At 59.4% G+C, this 20,585-nt stretch carries 23 protein-coding genes and 2 tRNA genes; 9 read left to right on the forward strand and 16 right to left on the reverse strand.

Features of this window, described 5'->3' with window-relative positions:
* The first annotated feature begins 138 nt into the window (after positions 1–138).
* The gene (locus FG13_RS08070) at positions 139–948 is read left to right on the forward strand and encodes a Crp/Fnr family transcriptional regulator (protein WP_034783188.1); all 810 of its coding nucleotides are present in this window, start codon (positions 139–141) and stop codon (positions 946–948) included.
* Between the two features lie 72 nt (positions 949–1,020).
* On the opposite strand, the gene FG13_RS08075 is transcribed toward FG13_RS08070, so the two are convergent.
* The 12 genes from FG13_RS08075 to FG13_RS08125 all read right to left on the reverse strand — a co-directional run bounded on the left by FG13_RS08075 (position 1,021) and on the right by FG13_RS08125 (position 11,747).
* Positions 1,021–2,436: a sensor histidine kinase gene (locus tag FG13_RS08075; RefSeq protein ID WP_035819949.1), complete on the reverse strand. Its 1,416-nt coding sequence runs from the start codon at positions 2,434–2,436 to the stop codon at positions 1,021–1,023.
* A 144-nt stretch (positions 2,437–2,580) separates the two neighbouring features.
* The gene (locus FG13_RS08080; protein WP_034783185.1) at positions 2,581–3,213 is read right to left on the reverse strand and encodes a response regulator; all 633 of its coding nucleotides are present in this window, start codon (positions 3,211–3,213) and stop codon (positions 2,581–2,583) included.
* A gap of 210 nt (positions 3,214–3,423) precedes the next feature.
* Positions 3,424–3,828 carry a MerR family transcriptional regulator gene (locus FG13_RS08085; RefSeq protein ID WP_035819952.1) on the reverse strand — a complete coding sequence of 135 codons (405 nt, stop codon included), beginning with the start codon at positions 3,826–3,828 and terminating at the stop codon, positions 3,424–3,426.
* Positions 3,829–3,838: 10 nt separating this feature from the next.
* Positions 3,839–4,186, reverse strand: coding sequence for an integration host factor subunit alpha (locus FG13_RS08090; RefSeq protein WP_010399205.1), 348 nt, complete (start codon positions 4,184–4,186; stop codon positions 3,839–3,841).
* A gap of 170 nt (positions 4,187–4,356) precedes the next feature.
* Positions 4,357–6,783 (reverse strand): phenylalanine--tRNA ligase subunit beta, encoded by a 2,427-nt coding sequence (pheT, locus tag FG13_RS08095; protein ID WP_035819954.1) that lies wholly within the window; start codon positions 6,781–6,783, stop codon positions 4,357–4,359.
* 78 nt (positions 6,784–6,861) lie between these two features.
* The gene (pheS, locus tag FG13_RS08100) at positions 6,862–7,878 is read right to left on the reverse strand and encodes a phenylalanine--tRNA ligase subunit alpha (RefSeq protein ID WP_034751917.1); all 1,017 of its coding nucleotides are present in this window, start codon (positions 7,876–7,878) and stop codon (positions 6,862–6,864) included.
* A gap of 147 nt (positions 7,879–8,025) precedes the next feature.
* Entirely contained in the window at positions 8,026–8,385 is a 360-nt protein-coding gene (rplT, locus tag FG13_RS08105) for a 50S ribosomal protein L20 (RefSeq protein ID WP_010399214.1), read from the reverse strand.
* Between the two features lie 26 nt (positions 8,386–8,411).
* Entirely contained in the window at positions 8,412–8,609 is a 198-nt protein-coding gene (gene rpmI / locus FG13_RS29360; RefSeq protein ID WP_038493025.1) for a 50S ribosomal protein L35, read from the reverse strand.
* A gap of 227 nt (positions 8,610–8,836) precedes the next feature.
* Positions 8,837–9,397: a translation initiation factor IF-3 gene (infC, locus tag FG13_RS08110; protein WP_205711303.1), complete on the reverse strand. Its 561-nt coding sequence runs from the start codon at positions 9,395–9,397 to the stop codon at positions 8,837–8,839.
* A 12-nt stretch (positions 9,398–9,409) separates the two neighbouring features.
* Positions 9,410–11,317: a threonine--tRNA ligase gene (thrS, locus tag FG13_RS08115; protein ID WP_035827637.1), complete on the reverse strand. Its 1,908-nt coding sequence runs from the start codon at positions 11,315–11,317 to the stop codon at positions 9,410–9,412.
* 213 nt (positions 11,318–11,530) lie between these two features.
* Positions 11,531–11,607, reverse strand: a tRNA-Val gene (locus tag FG13_RS08120).
* A 63-nt stretch (positions 11,608–11,670) separates the two neighbouring features.
* Positions 11,671–11,747: transfer RNA gene (locus tag FG13_RS08125), tRNA-Val, on the reverse strand.
* Between the two features lie 137 nt (positions 11,748–11,884).
* On the opposite strand from FG13_RS08125, the gene FG13_RS08130 reads away from it, so the two are divergent.
* Complete coding sequence (locus tag FG13_RS08130) at positions 11,885–12,349, forward strand: hypothetical protein (RefSeq protein ID WP_035819956.1); 465 nt, start codon at positions 11,885–11,887, stop codon at positions 12,347–12,349.
* 1 nt (position 12,350) lies between these two features.
* Here FG13_RS08130 and FG13_RS08135 read toward each other — a convergent pair whose 3' ends face one another.
* Positions 12,351–13,463, reverse strand: coding sequence for an acyltransferase family protein (locus tag FG13_RS08135; RefSeq protein ID WP_035827639.1), 1,113 nt, complete (start codon positions 13,461–13,463; stop codon positions 12,351–12,353).
* Positions 13,464–13,601: 138 nt separating this feature from the next.
* Here FG13_RS08135 and FG13_RS08140 point away from each other — a divergent pair, with 138 nt between their 5' ends.
* The gene (locus FG13_RS08140) at positions 13,602–14,564 is read left to right on the forward strand and encodes a succinylglutamate desuccinylase/aspartoacylase domain-containing protein (protein ID WP_081922484.1); all 963 of its coding nucleotides are present in this window, start codon (positions 13,602–13,604) and stop codon (positions 14,562–14,564) included.
* Here FG13_RS08140 and FG13_RS08145 read toward each other — a convergent pair whose 3' ends face one another.
* Positions 14,565–14,894, reverse strand: coding sequence for an SMR family transporter (locus FG13_RS08145; protein ID WP_070217979.1), 330 nt, complete (start codon positions 14,892–14,894; stop codon positions 14,565–14,567).
* A 23-nt stretch (positions 14,895–14,917) separates the two neighbouring features.
* Positions 14,918–15,238 carry a quaternary ammonium compound efflux SMR transporter SugE gene (gene sugE, locus FG13_RS08150; RefSeq protein ID WP_034783172.1) on the reverse strand — a complete coding sequence of 107 codons (321 nt, stop codon included), beginning with the start codon at positions 15,236–15,238 and terminating at the stop codon, positions 14,918–14,920.
* A 209-nt stretch (positions 15,239–15,447) separates the two neighbouring features.
* Here sugE and FG13_RS08155 point away from each other — a divergent pair, with 209 nt between their 5' ends.
* From FG13_RS08155 to FG13_RS08175, 5 genes are all read left to right on the forward strand, one after another.
* The gene (locus FG13_RS08155; protein ID WP_035819959.1) at positions 15,448–15,810 is read left to right on the forward strand and encodes a DUF1304 domain-containing protein; all 363 of its coding nucleotides are present in this window, start codon (positions 15,448–15,450) and stop codon (positions 15,808–15,810) included.
* A 164-nt stretch (positions 15,811–15,974) separates the two neighbouring features.
* A complete protein-coding gene (locus FG13_RS08160) occupies positions 15,975–16,550 on the forward strand; it encodes a hypothetical protein (RefSeq protein WP_035819961.1) in 576 nt (191 codons plus the stop codon).
* A 68-nt stretch (positions 16,551–16,618) separates the two neighbouring features.
* Entirely contained in the window at positions 16,619–17,791 is a 1,173-nt protein-coding gene (locus FG13_RS08165) for a helix-turn-helix transcriptional regulator (RefSeq protein ID WP_035819963.1), read from the forward strand.
* A gap of 123 nt (positions 17,792–17,914) precedes the next feature.
* Positions 17,915–18,211 carry an ArsR/SmtB family transcription factor gene (locus tag FG13_RS08170; RefSeq protein ID WP_035819965.1) on the forward strand — a complete coding sequence of 99 codons (297 nt, stop codon included), beginning with the start codon at positions 17,915–17,917 and terminating at the stop codon, positions 18,209–18,211.
* A 50-nt stretch (positions 18,212–18,261) separates the two neighbouring features.
* Complete coding sequence (locus FG13_RS08175) at positions 18,262–19,326, forward strand: alkene reductase (protein WP_035819967.1); 1,065 nt, start codon at positions 18,262–18,264, stop codon at positions 19,324–19,326.
* Positions 19,327–19,500: 174 nt separating this feature from the next.
* On the opposite strand, the gene FG13_RS08180 is transcribed toward FG13_RS08175, so the two are convergent.
* Positions 19,501–19,722, reverse strand: coding sequence for a hypothetical protein (locus tag FG13_RS08180; RefSeq protein WP_099378736.1), 222 nt, complete (start codon positions 19,720–19,722; stop codon positions 19,501–19,503).
* Between the two features lie 249 nt (positions 19,723–19,971).
* On the opposite strand from FG13_RS08180, the gene FG13_RS08185 reads away from it, so the two are divergent.
* Positions 19,972–20,583, forward strand: a complete 612-nt coding sequence (locus tag FG13_RS08185) for a 1-acyl-sn-glycerol-3-phosphate acyltransferase (RefSeq protein WP_035819971.1) — start codon at positions 19,972–19,974, stop codon at positions 20,581–20,583.
* The last annotated feature ends 2 nt before the right edge of the window (positions 20,584–20,585 follow it).

Genomic DNA, 20,585 nt, shown 5'->3' on the forward strand with positions numbered 1-20,585 from the left:
CATAAGCTTTTAAAGTAGCTACATCGCGATCTGCACCGCGCGGTTGAAAAAAACGCCGTTACCACCTGGGTACGAGAGTTTTTTTTGACCAGCAACGCGGCAGTCGCACTCCGATGTAAAAAGCCTGTGAGGAATACTATGAGCCATACTCAACTTATCGCCCCGGTCCAGAAGAACCAGTTGCTGCCGCGCGCCATGCCGGCGGCGGGTCGGGAAATCAAGCTTGCGTCGCGGGTTAGTCTCAGCAGTGCACAACAGAATGAATTGCTGGCCGCCCTGCCGCGCGCCGCCCTCGAATCGCTGTTCGAAGACCTGGAACTGGTGGAACTGCCTTTCGGCAAGGAATTGTATGCCTACGGTAACAACCTGGAATACAGCTACTTCCCTACCACCGCCATCATTTCCTTGCTGTATGTAATGGAAGACGGCGCGACGACGGAAATCGCCGTCGTCGGCCATGAAGGCGTGGCCGGTGCCTCGCTGCTGGCAGGCGAGCGCGCCATGTGCACGGCCGTCGTGCAAAGCGCCGGCTACGGCTACCGCCTGAAAACGCAAAGCTTGCGCGATGCCTTCAATCAAGGCGGCGCCCTGCCCCAGCTGCTGATGCGCTACACCAACGCCCTGTTTGCGCAAATGGCGCAGAACGCCGTTGGCGGTCGCCACAGCTCGATCGAGCAAAAGCTGTGCCGCTGGCTGCTGGACCGCCTGGACCGTTCGCCATCGAACGAATTGAAAGTCACGCAAGAGCTGATTTCCATCATGCTGGGCGTGCGCCGCGAAAGCATCACGGCCGCCGCGGGCAAGTTGCAGGAAGAAGGCTTGATCCACTATCGCCGCGGCAATATCACGGTGCTGGACCGCGCCGGCCTGGAGTGCTATGCGGGCGAATGCTACAAGGTCGCCAAGACGGAATACGACCGCTTGCTGCGTGACGTGTCACGCTGCTGAACCGCTGCTGAGCTGAACAGATAAAAAAATGGCCGGGCTGCATGCCCGGCCATTTTTTTATCTCAAAGAAAATTACGCTTCGATATCCGCATCGATGTCTTCCGGTTCCGGCGTCAGCGGCAAAGGAATCACGGCTTCCACGCAGGTCCCCTTGCCTTCCGGTCCCTGGCGCACGGTGAGGGTGCCGCCCAGCAACAAAGCCCGCTCGCGCATGCCCAGCAAGCCGTGCGACATGGGTTTTTGCAGCGCGTCTTCCGTGATGCCGATGCCGTCGTCGATCACGCGCAGCACCAGGCCGTGTTCGTTGCGTTTCAAGGTCACGCTGACCATGCCGGCGCGCGCATATTTCATGATATTCGTCAGCGATTCCTGCACGATACGGAACAGGGCAATCGTCAGGGTGGCTTCGCGGTTGTCGATATTGATGGCCACGTCCGTTTCGCAGCGCACCGAACTCATGCGCGTAAAATCCTCGCAATAGCTTTCGATGGCGGCGCACAGGCCCAGATTGTCCAGCAGGCTGGGGCGCAGGTCTTCCACGATGCGGCGCTTCAGTTCCACCGTTTCCAGCAAGGTGGCCTTGGCGCGGCGCAACTGCGTGGCCAGTTCCGGCTGCGTGTGCGCCAGTTGCTGCGTGACGGCGCCCAGGTCCATGCTGATCGAGGTCAGGTTGGCGCCCAGCTCATCGTGCAATTCGCGCGCCAGGCGTGCCTTTTCCACTTCATTGACGCTGATCAAATGGCGCGACAGCACGGATAACTGCTCCGTACGCTTGCTGACCGTCGATTCCAGGTTGTCGTTGGCATTTTGCAATGCATACTCGACGGCCGCGCGGTTCTGGAAACTGCGCCGCACCAGCTGGTAAAACATGATCAGCACGAGAATGGCCAGGGCATTGATGCCGATGCCGAGCAGCACGGCTTTCTGGTACTCATGGTAGAAGGCGGCGCTGCCGGACGACAGCGCTTCATTCTGTTCGCGCGTCATGATCACCACCTGCAGGCGGATCTCGTCCATGGTGGCGCGGTCATCGGTGACACGGGAAATGTTGACGATCTCGGCCAACCCGCCCTGCTTGTAGACCTCGATCGACTCTTGCAGCATCGACATCTTGCGACGGATCAAGGTTTTCAGCTGGCCCAGGTTTTTCAGCTGGGTGGGACTGCCCGCGAGCAAGGTTTGCAACTCGTTGAATTCGTTTTCGATTTCGGTGGTGGCCGTCTTCGACGGCCCCAGATAGGTTTCGGAGCCGGAAATGAAATAGCCGCGCAAGCTGCTTTCCGCATCGAGCACGAGCACGTTCAAATACTGCAGGCGGTCCGCCACGCGGGCGCTCTGGCTGAGCAAGGCGTTCGTGCCCTTCAGCGACTGCAGATTATGATAGAGACTGAAACCATTGAGTACAAGCAGCAAGGCGCACGTCACGCACAGGATCGTCTTGTAGAGGGGCAGGCGGTGATTCGGGGCCGGTTCAGCGGTGAAATACATCCTGATGTGCATCCTTAGCAAGGTTCGGCGCGGGAGAGAGCGCCGGCGCCGGCCAATTATAGTCCTCGCCACAAACTGCTGCACTGCACAAGTCGTGCTGGCCAGCGGGCTGAGCGATCATGTTTCCATGATCGCACCGCAACGCTAGTCAAGCAAATTGTTTTTCATTGCGTAATAGGTCAAGTCGCTGTTCGATTGCAAGCCCATTTTTTCCATGATGCGCGTACGGTAAGTACTCACCGTCTTGATGCTCAGCGACAAGGCCACGCCGATATCGGACACCGTGGCGCCGCGCGCCAGGCGCAGGAAGACCTGGAACTCGCGGTCCGACAATTCCGTATGCAAGGCGGCATTCGTGTCGCGGTCGAACGATTGCGCCAGCAATTCACCGACGGTGGAACTGACGTAGCGGCGCCCCTGGAATACGGTGCGCACGGCCGTCATCAACTCGTCGGCTTCGCATTCCTTGTTCAGATAGCCATTCGCGCCCATCTTGAACAGGTTCAGCGCATACTGCTGCGCGGGATAGCCGCTGAGGATCAGCACGGGCAATTCCGGCTGGCCCTGGCGGATCGTGCGCAAGGTATCGATGCCGCTCTGATCGGGCATGGCTATATCGAGCAGCAATACATCGCAAATTTCGCGGCGGGCGATATCGAGCGCTTCGCGCCCGGTACCGGCTTCCGCCACCACACTGAAGTCGCTTGACGACGAAAAAATCTGTTTGAATCCAGCTCGTACTATTTGGTGATCATCACAAATGGCAACGCGTATCATTGTTTCCCCTTAAATTTTCCTGGCCTGGGAAAGACTACCGGAACCTGAACGCTGCTCCGGTTCAGCGTCACTAACAAAAACGCAACATTAACATTATATTCAAAATATGGCGTGCCGTACGGTAGCGTCAGCGCCAGGACGGAGCACCCATGCAGTATAGTCAACTTGGTCAACCGCGGCCGGACAACCCCACCTATATTGGTACAAATCTTATTTTAGCAAGTTTAAAATCGCAATTAATTCATGGCGTATCCACGCGCGGTCCAGCGGCGCTTCCTGCGGCACGACGGGCATGGCCGGCAGTACAGGCAGCTCGTCGGCGATGGCATGCGAGGCGCCACGACTGTCGAGCTTGTTGCGCGCGCCGCTGATGGTAAAGCCCTGCTCATACAGCAATTCGCGGATGCGGCGTATCAGCAGCACCTCGTGGTGCTGGTAATAACGGCGGTTACCACGTCGTTTGACCGGTTTGAGCTGGGAAAACTCCTGCTCCCAGTAGCGCAATACGTGCGGTTTGACGCCGCACAACTCGCTCACTTCGCCGATCGTGAAATAGCGTTTCGCCGGAATGGGCGGCAAGGCGATCAACTCGGTTTTACTGATGCGCTCGTTCATCGCCACTCACTCAGGCAGCACGTGCCAGCGGACTGGTCTCTTCGACCATGCTTTTCAGCTTCTGGCTCGCATGGAAGGTCACGACACGGCGCGCCGTGATGGGAATCTCTTCGCCCGTCTTCGGGTTGCGGCCCGGCCGCTGCGGCTTGTCGCGCAACTGGAAATTGCCGAAACCGGACAGCTTGACGGCCTCGCCACGCTCGAGCGCGTTGCGGATTTCGTCAAAGAACGTCTCGACCATATCCTTCGCTTCGCGCTTGTTCAGGCCCACTTGCTCGAACAACAGTTCGGCCAGTTCCGCCTTGGTCAAGGTGGGTAAATCTTTTTCCGCTTCCTGGCGCACTTTGGCAACCAGCATGGCCCGATGCAGATCTGCGGCCAGTGCGGACTGCAGTACGGCGGAATCAACGTCGCTGTTATTAATTTTCCTGCCCTGCCTTTTCTGTGCGCCCGAGCCCGCCATATGGCAAGCTCGTCTACTGTTGACGACGGAAAGGCCGTCACGCAAGGCGACGGCCAGTCCGGTAATTACGAACGCAGTTTCGCGTCGTGGCCCTGCTTGGCGGCATCGATCAGGACAGCCATCAGGCCATCGACGACATCGTCTTGCAGGGTGTTTTGAGTATCTTGCAAGCTAATCCGGAAAGCAAGGCTTTTTTCATCCGCTTCCAGACCTTTTCCACGATATTCATCAAATAAAACAATGGCTTGCACGATACGCGCTGCCGGGCTTGCCTTGGCTGCGGCGTGGAAGCTGTCGAGCAGATCCTGCACCGCCACCGATTGCTTGACGACCACGGCCAAGTCGCGGCTGGCGCCAGGGAATTTCGAGATTTCCTGGTACGCGGGCACGATGCGTTGCGTCAAGGCAGCGGCGTCGACTTCAAACAGCACGGGCGCCAGCGGCAAGTCGTACTTTTGCATCCAGCGCGGGTGCAATTCGCCGATGAAACCGATGACCTTGCCATCGAGTTCCACGTTGGCCGAACGGCCCGGATGCAGGGCCGGGTGTTCCGCCTTGGTGAAACGCAAGACCAGCGGCGCGAACAGCGCTTCCAGGTCCGCCTTCACGTCGAAGAAGTCGACCGTGCGTGCAGGCTGGCCCCACTGCTCGTCGGCGACCGCGCCGTAGGCCATGGCGGCCACGCGCTTCGGCTGGGCGTAGCCAGCCACCGACAACGGGCCGTTTTCCACGCTGTCGTCGCGCTGGTAGATGGCGCCCACTTCGAAGATGCGCACGCGGTTCGTCTTGCGGTTCAGGTTGTAACGCACGTTCGCGATCAGGCTGCCGATCAGCGAGGAACGCATCACGCTCATCTGGCTGGCGATCGGGTTCTGCAATTTGATCGGGTTCGTGTTACCCGAGAAATCGCGCTCCCATGCCGTATCGACAAAGCTCATGTTAACCACTTCCTGGAAGCCCAGGTCGGCCAGCTCATGACGTACCGCAAACAAGGAGCGGGTATTTTCCGGTGCAATCTGCATCACGTTCGCGGCCACGGGCGGCAAGGTCGGGATGTTTTCAAAGCCGTACACGCGCGCCACTTCCTCGATCAGATCTTCCTCGATCTCGATGTCGAAACGGTAGCTGGGCGACGTCACGGAAAACACGCCATCAAGCAAAGTGAATGGCAGAGCAAGGCGCGTGAAGATATCGGCGATCAGCTCATCATTGAGCGGCACGCCGATGACTTTTTGCGCGCGCGCCGTGCGCATCGACACGGGCTGGCGTTGCGGCAAGTTCACCACGTGATCGTCGACGGGGCCGACGGTGGTCGCTGGCGTGCCGCAGATTTCCACGATCAGGGCCGTGATGCGCTCGATGTGCTCGACGTTGGTGGCGAAATCGACGCCGCGCTCGAAGCGGTGCGCCGCATCGGTCGAGAAATTCAGACGGCGCGCGCGGCCTTGAATGGCGTTTGGCCACCAGAATGCCGCTTCCAGGTAGATGCTGTCCGTATCGTCCGACACGGAACTGGCGTCGCCGCCCATGATGCCGGCCAGCGATTCGATTTCCTGCTCGTCGGCAATGACGCCGATCCACTCGTCGACGGCGATGGTGTTGCCATTCAACAGCTTGACGGATTCGCCCGCCTTGCCCCAACGCACGTCGAGGCTGCCATGGATCTTGGCCAGGTCAAACACGTGGCTAGGACGGCCCAGTTCCAGCATGACATAGTTGGAAATATCCACCAGGGCCGACAGCGGACGCTGGCCGCTGCGCTCGAGGCGCTGCTTCATCCAGTCCGGCGTGGCCGCCTTGGCATTCAAGCCGCGGATGACGCGGCCCGTGAAACGGCCGCACAGGTCCGGCGCGCTGACTTTCACGGGCAGGATTTCATCGCTGGAAACCGGTACGGTACGGAATTGCGGCGCATTCAGGGGCACGCCCGTGAGTGCAGATACTTCGCGCGCCACGCCCAGCACGGACAGGCAGTCTGCCTTGTTCGGCGTCAACTTGATGGTGAATTTCAAGTCGTTGAGCGCAAAGTAATCACGGAAATTCTGGCCGATCGGCGCGTCGTCCGGTAATTCCATCAGGCCGGCGTTTTCTTCCGACAATTTCAATTCGCGCGCGGAGCACAGCATGCCTTGCGACTCGACACCGCGCAGCTGGCCCACCTTGATTTCAAACGGCTTGCCATCGGCGCCAGGCGGCAGCACGGCGCCGGCCATGGCGCAGACGACTTTCAAGCCAGGACGCACGTTCGGCGCGCCGCAAACGATGTTGAGCATGGTGCCCGTGCCGACATCGACCTGGCATACATTCAGGCGGTCCGCATTCGGATGTTTTTCCATCTCCAGGACCAGGCCCACCACCACGTTCGAGAACGGGGGCGCGACAGGATCGACGTCCTCGACTTCGAGACCGGACATGGTCAGCAGATGGGCCAGTTCGTCCGAAGTCATCTTCGGATCGACCATGGTACGGAGCCAGTTTTCGGAAAATTGCATAATCAAGCCTTCAAAGGGTCAAAGCTCACAGCGCGAGCGCACAGGCGCTCAAGCGCCATGAATCAAACGGAACAATGCTTAGTTGAACTGCTTCAGGAAACGCAAGTCGCCTTCATAAAACAGGCGCAGGTCGTTGATGCCGTAGCGCAGCATCGTCAAGCGTTCCAGGCCGGAGCCGAAAGCAAAACCGATGAATTTCTCGGGATCGAGGCCGAAGTTTTTCACCACGGTCGGATGTACCTGGCCGGCGCCCGACACTTCCAGCCAGCGGCCCTTCAAGGGACCGGAGCCAAAGGCGATGTCGATCTCGGCCGACGGTTCCGTGAACGGGAAGTACGACGGGCGGAAGCGCACTTGCAGGTCGTCCGTTTCAAAGAAGGCCTTGACGAAGTTCAGGTACACGCCCTTCAGGTCGGCAAAGCTGATGTCTTCGGCGATCCACAGGCCTTCGACCTGGTGGAACATCGGCGAATGGGTGGCGTCGCTGTCGACGCGGTAGGTGCGGCCCGGCGCGATGACCTTGATCGGCGGCGTGTGCGTGCGCGCATAACGCACCTGCATCGGGCTCGTGTGCGTGCGCAGCAGCAAGGGCTTGCCATCGGTGTCGTTGCCATCGATGTAGAAGGTGTCTTGCATGGAACGGGCTGGATGGTTTTCCGGGCTGTTGAGCGCCGTGAAGTTGGTCCAGTCGTTCTCGATTTCGGGGCCGTCGGCCACGTCGAAACCGATGGAACGGAAGATTTCCTCGACACGTTCCCACGTGCGCATCACTGGATGGATGCCGCCGGGCATGCGGCCACGGCCTGGCAGGGTCACGTCGATCGCTTCGGCGTTCAGACGACCTTGCATCTGGGCATCGGCCAATGCATCACGGCGCGCCGTCAGCGCGTCTTCGATCTGCACTTTGACGGCGTTGATCAGGGCGCCTTGCGCCTTGCGCGCGTCCGGATCCAGTTTGCCCAGGCCCTTCATCATTTCAGTAATCTGGCCAGTCTTGCCCAGGTAGCGGGCTTTGGCGTTTTCAAGTGCGGCAGCGTCTGCGGCGGCGATAAAGTCAGCCTGGGCCGAGACGACGAGTTCTTCTAGGGAGTTCATGCGGCTTTTCCTGTTTTGGAAATCAATCCTGGATTTAGTAATCTAGAACCCAACAATCAAAAACGGAAACGGGGCATAAGGTGTTAAAACCCCTGCCCCGCTCTTTATAACGTCACCCTACGGATGACGTTGTGCAATGACCGATGCTTACGCAGCGATTTTTGCTTTAACTGCGTTGACAATCGCAGCGAATGCTGGCTTGTCCATCACAGCCATATCGGCCAGGACTTTACGGTCCAGTTCGATATTTGCTTTTTTCAAGCCGTTCATGAATACGCTGTACGTTACGCCATGCTCACGGGAAGCGGCGTTGATACGAGCGATCCACAGGCGGCGGAAAACGCGCTTCTTGTTGCGGCGATCGCGGTAAGCGTATTGGCCAGCGCGCATAACTGCTTGCTTGGCAACACGGTATACACGGCTGCGGCGACCACGGTAGCCTTTAGCTTGAACAAGAATCTTCTTATGACGGGCACGAGCTGTAACCCCACGTTTTACTCTAGGCATAGTAACTCCTTAAATTGAGTGTGAGATTAAGCAGTCGGCATCATGCGCATGACGGATGTGACATCCGATGCGTTGATGTTACGGGTACCGCGCAACTGACGTTTGTTTTTGGTGGTTTTCTTGGTCAGGATGTGGCGTTTGAACGCGTGACCCGACTTGACTGTTCCACCTGGACGCACGCGAAAACGTTTTTTCGCGGAGCTTTTGGTCTTCATTTTAGGCATAGCAATCTGTCCTCTTACGGACAGCTCCATTTATAACAGGATTGCAGGTGGCAACACGACGCTGCGCTTAGATGCCTGCTTTCACATGTTGTGCAGCGGATGCGAGTCCACTACAGTTCACGCGGCCCGGGCATTGCTGACCGGGCCGCGCAAATTCTGCCTGGAATCTGGTGTCGCGCCCATGCAGGCACAAACCACGTCGATCCACAGTAAAACGCTATTGTAGCTTACTTCTTCTTCTTAGGCGAAAGAACCATGATCATTTGGCGACCTTCCATCTTCGGGAACTGCTCGACCTGGCCATACGGCTCCAGATCGGCTTTCAGACGTTCCAGCATACGGAAGCCAATATCCTGATGCGCCATCTCACGACCGCGGAAACGCAAGGTGATCTTGGTTTTATCGCCATCTTCGAGGAACTTGATGAGATTACGCAACTTGATATTGTAGTCACCATCATCAGTCCCCGGACGGAATTTGACTTCCTTCACGAGGATGATCTTTTGCTTCAATTTGGCTTCGTGAGCTTTCTTTTGCTCCGAATACTTAAATTTGCCGTAGTCCATCAAACGGCACACCGGTGGCTGCGCGGTAGGCGCAATTTCCACCAGGTCGACGTTTGCCTCTTCCGCCAGGCGGAAGGCTTCAGCCAAACTTACGATACCGAGTGGCTCGTTATCGACCCCGCTTAAACGCATTTCAGGGGCAGTGATTTCGCCATTGATGCGATGTGACTTGTCAGTAGCTATTGTAATTTCCTTTAAAAATCTTGTAAGACGGTCGTGCAGCGAGTTTCCTCGTCAGGCCTTGGTGTCGACTTCATGTTTGAGTCGCTCAATCAGGGCATCGACGGACATGACGCCCAGATCGACATTGCCCCGCGCCCGCACGGCCACTGTATTCGCATCCCGCTCTTTGTCGCCAATTACTAAGATGTAAGGCAATTTTTGTACGGAATGTTCACGTATTTTATAGGTAATCTTCTCGTTACGCAAATCAGCCTGTACGCGCAGCCCCGCTTTGCGCAGTTTTGTTGTAACTTCCTGTACATAGTCGGCTTGAGCGTCGGAAATATTCAACACCGACACTTGCACCGGCGACAACCACAAGGGCATGGCGCCCGCATAGTGTTCGATCAGGATGCCGATAAAACGTTCCAGCGAACCGACGATCGCGCGGTGCAGCATGATCGGCACCTGGCGCGTGTTGTCCACGGCTACGTATTCGGCACCCAGGCGGCCCGGCATCGACGGGTCGATCTGCACGGTGCCCACTTGCCATGCGCGGCCCAGGCTGTCCTTCAGGTGATACTCGATCTTCGGACCGTAGAACGCACCCTCGCCCGGCAATTCCGTCCATTCCACGCCGCAAGCGCGCAAGGCCGAACGCAGGGATTCCTCGGCGAAATCCCACGACTCTTCCGTGCCGATGCGGTTATCGGGGCGCAAAGCCAGTTTCACATCGATATTCGTGAAGCCGAAAGCCGTGTACACATCCATCGCCTGCTGGTGGAAGGCCGTCACTTCGCCGGCGATCTGCTCTTCCAGGCAGAAAATGTGACCATCATCCTGCGTAAAGCCGCGCACGCGCATCATGCCGTGCAAGGCACCCGACGGCTCGTTGCGGTGGCATTGGCCGAACTCGCCGTAGCGCAGTGGCAAGTCGCGGTAGCTGCGCATGCCATTGTTGAAAATCTGGATATGGCCAGGGCAATTCATCGGCTTGAGCGCATAGGCGCGATTTTCCGATTCCGTGATGAACATGTTTTCGCGGTAATTGTCCCAGTGACCGGTTTTTTCCCACAGGCCACGGTCGAGAATTTGCGGCGCCTTGACTTCCTGGTAACCGTTGACCTGATACACATTACGCATGTATTGCTCGACCTGCTGCCAGATCGACCAGCCTTTCGGGTGCCAGAAAATCAAGCCCGGCGCTTCCTCCTGGAAATGGAAGAAATCGAGCTGCTTGCCCAATTTGCGGTGATCGCGCTTTTCCGCCTCTTCCAGGTTGTGCAAGTACAGTTCCTGATCTTCCTTCTTGGCCCAGGCCGTGCCATAGATACGCTGCAGCATCTCGTTTTTCGAGTCGCCGCGCCAGTAGGCGCCGGCCAGCTTCATCAGCTTGAACACTTTCAGCTTGCCCGTCGACGGCACATGAGGACCGCGGCACAAGTCCGTGAACTTGCCTTCGGAATACAGCGACACTTCCTGGTCGGCCGGGATCGAGCCGATCAGTTCAGCCTTGTAGGCTTCGCCGATACCCTTGAAGTATTCGATGGCTTCGTCGCGCGCGACCACCTTGCGCGTGACTTGCTCGTCCTTCTTGGCCAGCTCGGCCATTTTCTTTTCGATCGCGACCAGATCTTCCGGCGTGAACGGACGCTTGTAGGCGAAGTCATAGTAGAAGCCGTTGTCGATCACGGGACCGATGGTCACCTGTGCATCCGGGAACAATTCCTTGACGGCATACGCCAGCAAGTGGGCCGTCGAGTGGCGGATCACTTCCAGACCATCGGCATCCTTGTCCGTCACAATCGCCAGTTCCGCGTCTTGCCCGATCAGATAGGAGGTGTCGACCAGCTTGCCGTCGACCTTGCCGGCCAGGGCAGCCTTGGCCAGGCCGGTACCAATATTGGCCGCAACCTGGGCCACGGTGACCGGGCCGTCGAATTGACGGGCGGAACCATCGGGAAGTCGGATTGTAAGCATATTGATCTCCATATCGGCGCTGGCGCCAGGTAAAACTGCAATGTGGTGTGGACTGAAAAACTGAAAGGAAAACGCAGACGCAAAAAAACGCGGACTAGCCGCGTTTTTCACTTTCTTGAGACAAAGGAAACCCGTTCGACTAGCGTCACTCCCAAAGCTTGGTAGTAGTTCGCGGTGTCATAACCGGTTTACCCTTTCTCTCTAACTGCATTCTGGTGGGCGGTGAGGAATTCGAATCCCCGACCCCTTGGATGTCGACCAAGTATTCTAACCAGCTGAACTAACCGCCCGTAAAACTTTTTTATCGATTACTGCATCAGCAATCGCCTTTAAAACCATCTACTGCCAAATTCTGGTGGGCGGTGAGGAATTCGAATCCCCGACCCCTTGGATGTCGACCAAGTATTCTAACCAGCTGAACTAACCGCCCCGAAGACCAGCATTATAGAGAGGCTTTCCCAGAATGACAAGGGCTGTTTTACAGGAAACTTTAATCAGTTCTCCGGGCGTCAGCTCCCTTTATATAGAGGGAGCCCGCAGCGCCTTGAATGCCGCTAGAATCGCGGCATGAACTCCACTATATTAGCCTGGCTGAAAACCCTGAGCCGCATCTGCGGTTTTGAAACGGCCGACTCCTTCCCGCTCAATCATCCCTACGCACGCACGCGCTGGGAAGCCGCGTATTTCGATATCGCCTCCGACGTGAAGCCCGACGAGATCGAACGGCGCATCTGCGCGGCCATCGCCAACACGCCGAGCGTCTTCGCCTACATCACCAATCCCACGCCACGCATGCAGCGCGCGCTGCTGAACGTGATCCACGACCGGCTGCGGCGCCAGCCCGGCGCGGGCGCCACGGACCTGGTCTTGTTATTGATCAATGCCTACGCCAGCGACCACATCACGGAAGCCGTGCCTGGCCTGCGCGCCCTGATCTATAACACGGAGCACGAAGACACGAATCTGCGCGTGCATGCGATTCTGGAATTGCTGGTCGGCACGCCACGGGGACTGGACGTCATCGATATGTAGATCAAACGTGATTGGCGGGAACGTAGCGCGCCCGCAGGCGCATGAATGGCGTTTCCACCAATCTATATAGGAGCCAGCCCGTGGCAATGCTCAACATAATCATCACCAGCATGGCACCCAGGCTATCCGGCCCGTAACCGATATCCTGCAAGATCGGACGCAGCAGGATGCACAACTGCTTGTGCAGCAAATAAATCGCATATGACCACAGAGCCAGGCTGGCCGCGCCCGGCACGCGCAGCTGATACAAGACACTGGCGGGACTGAGCGCCGCGATCAGCAACAAGGTAAAGCTGGCCGCTAGAGCCGGATAGCCGAACACCGTTACCCCATAGCCGTAGTGGTCGGTGAGAAACACATAAAACATCAGCGCCGTAGCAACGATTCCCGCCAGCAAGCTGCGGTTGCCGTAAGACGTCAGGCGCGACCAGGCCGCCGGATGGTGGCTTTTCAGCAGCGCGAGCGCCACGCCCGCCACCAGTTCGTCGAAGCGGCACCACGAGGCATAGTAAATGTACTTGTAATAACCGAGGCCGCCGCGCGGCAGGTGCACATACTCATCCCACAGATAAGCGCGCACCAGCATGCCGACGATAAAGCTGGCGGCCACGGCCAGCCACGCCCACAGCAGAGACCTACGGCAAGCGGCGATCAGCAGCGCCACGGCCGGCAGCAGCACATAGAACTGCTCTTCCACGCACAGCGACCAGGCATGGGAAAACGCCGTGCCCGGCGTCAGGTTGATGTTTTGCGTAAAGGTCAGGAATTTCCACAGAGGCAATAGCGCGCTATCGCCGCGAAACGCGGGCCACAGGTAATACAGGGCCAGCACGGCATAAAAACTGGGCAAGGTGCGCAGGAAGCGCCGCGCATAGAAACGCGGCAAGGAAAAGCCGTGCTCGCTGCGCAAGGCCGCAAAGATCTGGTTGCCGATCAGGTAGCCGCTGAGGGCAAAGAACAGGTCCACGCCCACCCAGCCGATTTCTCCCCAGAAGCCAAACGCCCCGCCCTCGCTGACGAACAGCAAATAATGGTTCATGAAGACAAGCACGATGGCCAGCGCGCGCAAGGTGTCGAGGCCATACAGGCGGAAAGAAGATGAAGAAGACGGCATGGAATCGGCAAGGGAAAACAACGGTGGCGCCGATCATGCCACGCCACACGCTGCCATGGCCACATTTTTACAGGCGTCCACGGCGAATCCCGCTAAAATATGCCGACCCCGCTTTCCCTTCCCGCAACAGCATAGGATATGTCCAGCATGAGCAGCGCACTCCACTTCAAGTCCATCAACTACACGGGCCAGGGCAGCGGCCCGCGCCTGATCGTCACCGGCGCCGTGCACGGCAATGAAACCTGCGGCACCAAGGGTATTCAACGCGCGATGGCTGAACTCGACAGCGGCGCCCTCTCCATCGTGGCCGGCAGCGTCACCTTCGTGCCCATCACCAACCCGCTGGCCTATGCCAAGGGCGTGCGCAGCGGCGACCGCAACCTGAACCGCAACCTGTTCCCGAACGACAATCCTCAGGATTTCGAAGACCGCATCGCCAACTGGCTGTGCCCGCTGCTGGGCCAGCACGACGTGCTGCTCGACTTGCACTCGTTCAATGCGGACAGTCAGCCTTTCGTCATGGTGGGTCCGCGCAACAACGATGGACCGCTGCAACCATTTCAACATGAAGACAAGGAACGCGCGCTGGCGCGCCGCCTGGGCGTGCGCCGCTTCGTCGATGGCTGGCTGCAAACGTATGGCGCCGGCGTACAGCGCCGTCTGGGCAGCAGCGACCAGGTCGGCATGGTGTTGCGCTATGGCGTGGGCACGACGGAATACATGCGCTCGACGGGCGGCTACGCCTTGACCCTGGAATGCGGCCAGCACGCGGACCCGGCCGCGCCGGATGTGGCCTACCGCGCCATCATGAACACCCTGGCTTTCCTCGGTTTCATCGATGCGCCGCAGCCGAATCCGATCGCCGATGCCGACATGGAAGCGCTGAACATGGTCGTCGTGCACGACAAGCTCGATGCGGGCGACCGCTTCATCAAGACCTGGTCCAGCTTTGACAAGGTCAAACAGGGCGACCAGATCGGCGTGCGCGCGGACGGCACGCCCGTGACGGCCGAATTCGACGCCTACATCCTGTTCCCGGACGTCAATGCGCAAGCCAATGCCGAGTGGTATTACCTGGCGCGGGTGGCCAGCAGCTTTTGATTAATGCCCGACGGATTTTGAAAACAGGTTAATCACGAGCACGCCGGCAATGATCAGCCCCAGGCCGATCAGGGCCGGCGTGTCGAGGCTTTGCTTGAACCAGAACCAGCCGACGGCGGAAATGAGCACGATGCCCACGCCGGACCAGATTGCGTAGACAATACCGGTAGGAATGACCTTCAAGGTCAAGGACAAGCACCAGAAGGCGATGCTGTAGCCGACCACGGTGATGACACTGGGCCACAATCGGCTGAAACCCTCGGACGCCTTCAAGGCGCTGGTGGCGATCACCTCGGCGATGATGGCGATGGCCAGGTAGAAATACGTCATGGCAAGACTCATGCTGGCATCCTTTATTGAGGGCTGAGCAGTTTCAAGCCCAGGATGCCCGACACGATCAGGGCGATGCAGGCGATGCGCGCGGCGCTGGCCGGTTCGCCCAGCACCATGATGCCGAAGATGGCCGTGCCGACGGTACCGATGCCCGTCCAGATGGCGTAGGCCGTGCCCAACGGCAAGGTGCGCAGGGCCAGACCCAGCATCACCACGCTGCCCAGCATGGAAATGGCGGTCAATACGGATGGCACGAGGCGGGTAAAGCCGGCACTGTATTTGAGGCCGATGGCCCAGCCGATTTCCAGCAAGCCCGCCAATACCAGAATGATCCACGCCATACTTTTCTCCCGAGGCGGCAGGGTCGTCCCCACCATACAGCCCCCACATCGAGCGGGGTCGTCCCCACAGGAGCAAAGGCAAAAGTATACCATTGGGTGAAAAATCTTGCGGCCAGAACATTTTTTCTAGTGCGGCCGCTCCAGTCGAAAGTTGCCAAAAAACATGCTAATGGCAGCATAATTGCTGCATCCATTCACTCTCGGGAACAATGATGCTACTTCTGGCCCAAATCCTTACCGCCCTTATCCTGCTGCTGCACGTCTACATCGTGCTGCTGGAAACCGTCTTGTTCGATGCGCGCGGACGCAAGGTGTTTGGCCTGTCGAAGGAAAAGGCGGAGATCGTGCGTCCCGCCATGTCGAACCAGGGTTGCTACAACGGCTTTCTCGTGGCGGCGCTGGCGCTGGGCTTTTTTCACCCGGACGCGGCGATTGCCCATGCGTTCACCGTGTTCGGCCTGGCGTGCATCGCCGTGGCCGGCGTGTGGGGCGCGGCCACCGTCATGACGCGCATCCTTTACCTGCAAACGGTACCTGCCGTCATCGCCTTGCTGCTGTTCCACTTCGCCTGATCCCTGCCGGGGCGGCCAGCCGGCCGCCCTGCCTCGCTCCCTGCCGCCTGCGCATACCCCAAATGGGTGATGTTTCCAAAAAACATGCCCGATACAATTCCTTGTAGCAATAAAAAAGATACCACCAGACACATGGTGGCAAGTCACAGTCCACAGGGGAAATCATGCAAGCACATCCAACCACCTTTGCCGTCACTTTGCTCGGCTGCCTGATGCTGTCCGCCTGCGGTGGCGGCGGCAGCGACGGCACCAGTTCGGGCAGCGGCTCCACCAGTGCCAGCGGCGGCACTTCGTCCACTTGCCAGTACAGCAATCTGATCAGCGATACGGAACGCAAACAGGCCAGCGCCTGCGGCATCCAGGTCTCGGGCAACTACGCCCAGGCCGATTCCGGCTACGACAGCGTGGTCGCCGCCTGCAAGCAGGGAGAAAAAGCCAAGGCCGATGCCTACTACAGCGGCACTTACCAGAAAATGGTCGACTACGCGCGCAGCGTGAGCAAGGAACTCGGTTGCGGGCAAAACAATGGCCCCACCTTGCCCAACAACACCACGGCCAGCAATTACAATTTCTGTGTCAAAAGCACCACTGTCAGTGGTAAGCTCAGCTATGAAGGTGCTTGCTACGGCCCCGTCAAATCCGGCGAAGGCGGCTGCGGCAGCGGTTATAACTATATCAGCCAGTATGCCAGCCTCAGCACGTGCACCTCCGGTGGCAAAAGCTGGCTGGAATCGCGTTAAGGAAGCCGGGCGGCCGCAGCAAACGCCGCCCGCGATCTTGTCCACCGCTTGCCGCATGAGGATCGCCCATGACGCCATCGCTCGCCGTCGCCAGCCAGGCACTGATTACCCTGATCTATGAAGCTGCCACACGGCATGGCGCCTGGTCGCAATTCCTCGCCGCCTTCGCGCAACAACTGAAATCGCACGCGGGTTTGATCTGGGCCAATGATTTCAGCAACCGCTCGGTCGACGTCCAGCTGCCGGGCAGCGGCCTGTCCGCCACGTATGGCTTCGAATCGGACGCCATGGCCAGCTTTGCCAGCTATTACGGCGCGCGCAATGTGTGGCTGGAAGACGCCACCCTGCACCGCGAAGGCGCCGTCGTCACCGGTTCCATGCTGTTTCCCGACCATTGCCTGAAGAAAACCGAGTACTGGGCGGACTGGCTGCGCCCGCAAGACATCTTTTATACGGCGGCAGCCATCGTCGAATTGCGCGCCGAGCGCTCCACCAATGTCACCGTGGTGCGCCGCGAGCAGGCGGGCGCCTACGAGGCGGGCGAGCTGGCGCTGATCCGCAGCCTGATGCCGCATTTGCAAACAGCCTTTGCCCTGCAGCGCAAGCTGCGCCGGCTGGAAGTGCTGTCCCGGAGTTCCACCCAGGTGCTGGAATTGCTGCCGTTTGGCGTGCTGTTGCTCGACGCCACGTCGCAATTGCTGTACGCCAACGAGCGGGCGCTGGCCATGACGGCTTCGACGCGGTTGCTGCAACTGCGCGAAGGCGCGCCCCTGTATTGCCCGCGCGAAGCGGACAACGGCGCGCTGCGGCGCATGCTGCACGAGGCGGCCCAAACGGGTACGACGGCGGCAGGCGGCCCCGGCGGCGTACTCAACCTGAACGGCTTGACGGGCGAACAGCTGCGCCTGCGCGTCACGCCCCTGCCCTCCTGGCACAGCCCGTTCGGCTCGGCCAGCGCCATCGCCGTCTTCCTCAGCGACAGCAGCGACTTGATCACCTCCCTGGCCGCCACCCTGCGCAATTTCTATGGCATGACGGTGGCCGAGGCGCGCCTGACGGAAGCGCTCGTTAACGGCTACTCCCTGCAGGAATACGCCGAACGCCAGCGCATTTCCATCCACACGGCGCGCACGCAAATCAAGAGCGCCACCGCCAAGGCCGGCGCCCAGCGCCAGGTGGACCTGGTGCGCATCGTGTTGACAGGCCCGGCCGTGCTGCAGCGCAATCCCCTTCCCGCCTGAACCCTTCAACAACGCGCGCCGCCGGCACGCTTTTCATTTATATCGTAGAATCACGATATTAGAATTTAGGAAAAACGATATATACATCGCTGAAAAGCGAATTATGTATTGAGGAGAAACAACATGGATATCGACGCCATCCACAAGGCGCTGGCCAATCCGGTGCGCAGGCAGATTTTGCAATGGCTGAAGGAGCCGGAACAGTATTTCCAGGAGCAGGACCACCCGCTGCACCTGGGCGTGTGCGCCGGCCTGATCGACCGGCGCCTGAACCTGTCGCAATCGACGGTGTCGGCGCACCTGGCCAGCTTGCAGAAAGCAGGCCTGATTTCAGCCACCAAGGTGGGCCAATGGAGCTTCTTCAGCCGCAATGAAGACACTATCCAGGCCTTTCTCGACCACATGCAGCAAGGTTTGTAACAGCATCCACATCGCCGCGCGCGGCACTCTCGACAGGAAAGACAACAATCATGGCAACTTTATTCGACCCCATCACCATCGGCAGCCTGCAACTGAAAAACCGCATCATCATGGCGCCGCTGACGCGTTCGCGCGCCGGCAATCCGGGCCGCGTGCCCAACGCCCTGATGGCCGAGTACTACACGCAGCGCGCTTCGGCCGGCATGATCATCTCGGAAGCGACGGCCGTCACGCCGCAAGGCGTGGGCTACGCCGACACGCCGGGCATCTGGTCCGAGGAACAGGTGGAAGGCTGGAAACACATCACCGAGGCCGTGCATGACGCGGGCGGCCTGATCGTGCTGCAACTGTGGCATGTGGGCCGCATTTCCGCGCCCGTCTTCCTCGATGGCGACTTGCCCGTCGCGCCCAGCGCCGTCAAGCCTGCCGGTCATGTGAGCCTGCTGCGCCCGAAACAGGAATTCGTCACGCCGCGCGCGCTGGACACGGAAGAGATTCCCGGCATCGTCGCGGCCTACCGCCTTGGCGCGGAAAATGCGAAAAAAGCCGGTTTCGACGGCGTGGAAATCCACGGCGCGAATGGCTATCTGCTCGACCAGTTCCTGCAAGACAGCACCAACTTGCGCACCGACAACTACGGCGGATCGATAGCAAACCGCGCCCGTTTGATGCTGGAAGTGACGGACGCGTGCATCGAAGTATGGGGCGCGGACAAGGTCGGCATGCACCTGGCGCCGCGCCGCGATGCGCACGATATGGGCGATTCCGACCCGCACGCCACCTTCGGCTACGTGGCCCGCGAACTGGGCAAGCGCGGCATCGCCTTCATCTGCGCCCGTGAAGCCCTGGGCGAAGACCGCCTGGGCCCGTACCTGAAACAGGAATTCGGCGGCGTCTACATTGCCAATGAAAAAATGGACAAGACAGCGGCCGCAACCCTGCTGGCCAAAGGCGAAGCCGATGCCGTGGCCTTTGGCCTGTGGTTCATCGCCAACCCGGACCTGCCTGTACGCCTGCACAGCGACGCGCCCTTGAATCCGCTGAACCCGGACACCCTGTACGCACCCGATGCGAGCGGCTACACGGACTACCCGGCACTGGCGGCACAGGCTTAAGCAGCCTGAACGGCAAGCTGAACGGCATCCTGCAAGCCCCTTGGGCGGCACCGCGCTGCCCATCTCCCTGGCGGCGGGCGCAACGATACCAACGCATTAACTGCGTGATGATCGCGGCGCCCGCCGCCTCACTTTATTCGGCCTTATGTACGCCGCCGTTCCCCTATCTTCAGTTCAACGCCATCGGCGCCGTGCCGGCCGGGCCGGACGGCGCGCCTGCACGCTGCTGAAGACACGGCGTATCACTTCGACCGGCACCGCGTGCTCGCGCAAATAGGCCGTCGCCACCGTCCGTCCCAGGGCGTGATGGAAAGCAACGCCCCGCTCAACGAGCTCGGCCATCACTTTGTCCGTTCGCACCTTCTCCCCATTGACCTCGTCGATACTGTTTTTCATGCCATGGCTCCCTGTCGAGTGGATCAACACTGCATCAAGTTTTGACCACATCGTGCGCATTTAGTGCCCGACACAGAGGTCAAGCATCGTTAAAATAGCGGTAGCAAGCGCCCCGACACCGCATGAATAGCGGCCTCGGCTGCTTGTCGCCATCGCCAGCCCCGTATAGAATGCCTGCGCAGAATTTTGCTTCAAGGAAAATGGCCACCAGCGCCATCCGATCAAGAACAGTGTCACTGAAGGGTATCAATGGACGATTTATTTGTACAAGCGGGCGACTTGCCGACCTGGCGCCAGCGCTGCGCGCTGCGCGTGCTGCAGCTGTTCGGCTGGCGCCTGCGCTTTCGCCCCCTGCCGGGGCCGCGCGGCATCGCCGTCGTCTACCCGCACACGTCCAACTGGGATTTCATGGTGGGCCTGTTCGGTAAATGGGCGCTGTCCCTGCCCTTCCGCTGGCTGGCCAAGGATACCCTGTTCCGCGGCCCCATGGGCAAGGTGCTGCGCTATCTGGGCGGCGAACCCGTCGACCGCAGCACCACCAGCGGCACGATCCAGCGCCAGGCGGAACGCATGCTGGCCGCCGACTGGTACTGGCTGGCCATCACGCCGGAAGCGACGCGCAGCTACCGTCCGAACTGGAAAAGCGGCTTTTATCACCTGGCCGTGGCCGCCAAGGTGCCGCTGTTGCTGGTCTACATCGACTACCCGAACAAGGTGCTGGGCGTCGTCGACCATTTATATCTGACTGGCGACAAGGACGCCGACATGGCCGCCATTGCCGCCGTGTATGCGGGCCATCAGGGCTTGCACCCGGAAAAGGCGGCGCCCATCGTGCTGTCCGACAAGCGCCCCGGCGCTTAAAC

Origin of the sequence: Janthinobacterium sp. RA13 (assembly GCF_000745325.1) — a bacterium.
In the GTDB taxonomy this organism is placed as follows: domain Bacteria; phylum Pseudomonadota; class Gammaproteobacteria; order Burkholderiales; family Burkholderiaceae_D; genus Janthinobacterium; species Janthinobacterium rivuli.

What these genes read in the sequence shown, in the direction of transcription:
- FG13_RS08185 (WP_035819971.1), top strand. Translation starts at nt 19,972, where the DNA reads ATGGACGATTTATTTGTACAAGCGGGCGACTTGCCGACCTGGCGCCAG.
- pheS (WP_034751917.1), bottom strand. Translation starts at nt 7,878, where the DNA reads ATGAACTCCCTAGAAGAACTCGTCGTCTCGGCCCAGGCTGACTTTATC.
- sugE (WP_034783172.1), bottom strand. Translation starts at nt 15,238, where the DNA reads ATGGCGTGGATCATTCTGGTATTGGCGGGCTTGCTGGAAATCGGCTGG.
- thrS (WP_035827637.1), bottom strand. Translation starts at nt 11,317, where the DNA reads ATGCTTACAATCCGACTTCCCGATGGTTCCGCCCGTCAATTCGACGGC.
- FG13_RS08145 (WP_070217979.1), bottom strand. Translation starts at nt 14,894, where the DNA reads ATGACGTATTTCTACCTGGCCATCGCCATCATCGCCGAGGTGATCGCC.
- FG13_RS08085 (WP_035819952.1), bottom strand. Translation starts at nt 3,828, where the DNA reads ATGAACGAGCGCATCAGTAAAACCGAGTTGATCGCCTTGCCGCCCATT.
- FG13_RS08155 (WP_035819959.1), top strand. Translation starts at nt 15,448, where the DNA reads ATGATGCTACTTCTGGCCCAAATCCTTACCGCCCTTATCCTGCTGCTG.
- rplT (WP_010399214.1), bottom strand. Translation starts at nt 8,385, where the DNA reads ATGCCTAGAGTAAAACGTGGGGTTACAGCTCGTGCCCGTCATAAGAAG.
- FG13_RS08130 (WP_035819956.1), top strand. Translation starts at nt 11,885, where the DNA reads ATGAACTCCACTATATTAGCCTGGCTGAAAACCCTGAGCCGCATCTGC.
- FG13_RS08140 (WP_081922484.1), top strand. Translation starts at nt 13,602, where the DNA reads ATGTCCAGCATGAGCAGCGCACTCCACTTCAAGTCCATCAACTACACG.
- FG13_RS08180 (WP_099378736.1), bottom strand. Translation starts at nt 19,722, where the DNA reads ATGAAAAACAGTATCGACGAGGTCAATGGGGAGAAGGTGCGAACGGAC.
- FG13_RS08170 (WP_035819965.1), top strand. Translation starts at nt 17,915, where the DNA reads ATGGATATCGACGCCATCCACAAGGCGCTGGCCAATCCGGTGCGCAGG.
- FG13_RS08080 (WP_034783185.1), bottom strand. Translation starts at nt 3,213, where the DNA reads ATGATACGCGTTGCCATTTGTGATGATCACCAAATAGTACGAGCTGGA.
- FG13_RS08175 (WP_035819967.1), top strand. Translation starts at nt 18,262, where the DNA reads ATGGCAACTTTATTCGACCCCATCACCATCGGCAGCCTGCAACTGAAA.
- FG13_RS08090 (WP_010399205.1), bottom strand. Translation starts at nt 4,186, where the DNA reads ATGCTGGTTGCCAAAGTGCGCCAGGAAGCGGAAAAAGATTTACCCACC.
- FG13_RS08160 (WP_035819961.1), top strand. Translation starts at nt 15,975, where the DNA reads ATGCAAGCACATCCAACCACCTTTGCCGTCACTTTGCTCGGCTGCCTG.
- FG13_RS08135 (WP_035827639.1), bottom strand. Translation starts at nt 13,463, where the DNA reads ATGCCGTCTTCTTCATCTTCTTTCCGCCTGTATGGCCTCGACACCTTG.
- FG13_RS08075 (WP_035819949.1), bottom strand. Translation starts at nt 2,436, where the DNA reads ATGTATTTCACCGCTGAACCGGCCCCGAATCACCGCCTGCCCCTCTAC.
- pheT (WP_035819954.1), bottom strand. Translation starts at nt 6,783, where the DNA reads ATGCAATTTTCCGAAAACTGGCTCCGTACCATGGTCGATCCGAAGATG.
- FG13_RS08070 (WP_034783188.1), top strand. Translation starts at nt 139, where the DNA reads ATGAGCCATACTCAACTTATCGCCCCGGTCCAGAAGAACCAGTTGCTG.
- FG13_RS08165 (WP_035819963.1), top strand. Translation starts at nt 16,619, where the DNA reads ATGACGCCATCGCTCGCCGTCGCCAGCCAGGCACTGATTACCCTGATC.
- rpmI (WP_038493025.1), bottom strand. Translation starts at nt 8,609, where the DNA reads ATGCCTAAAATGAAGACCAAAAGCTCCGCGAAAAAACGTTTTCGCGTG.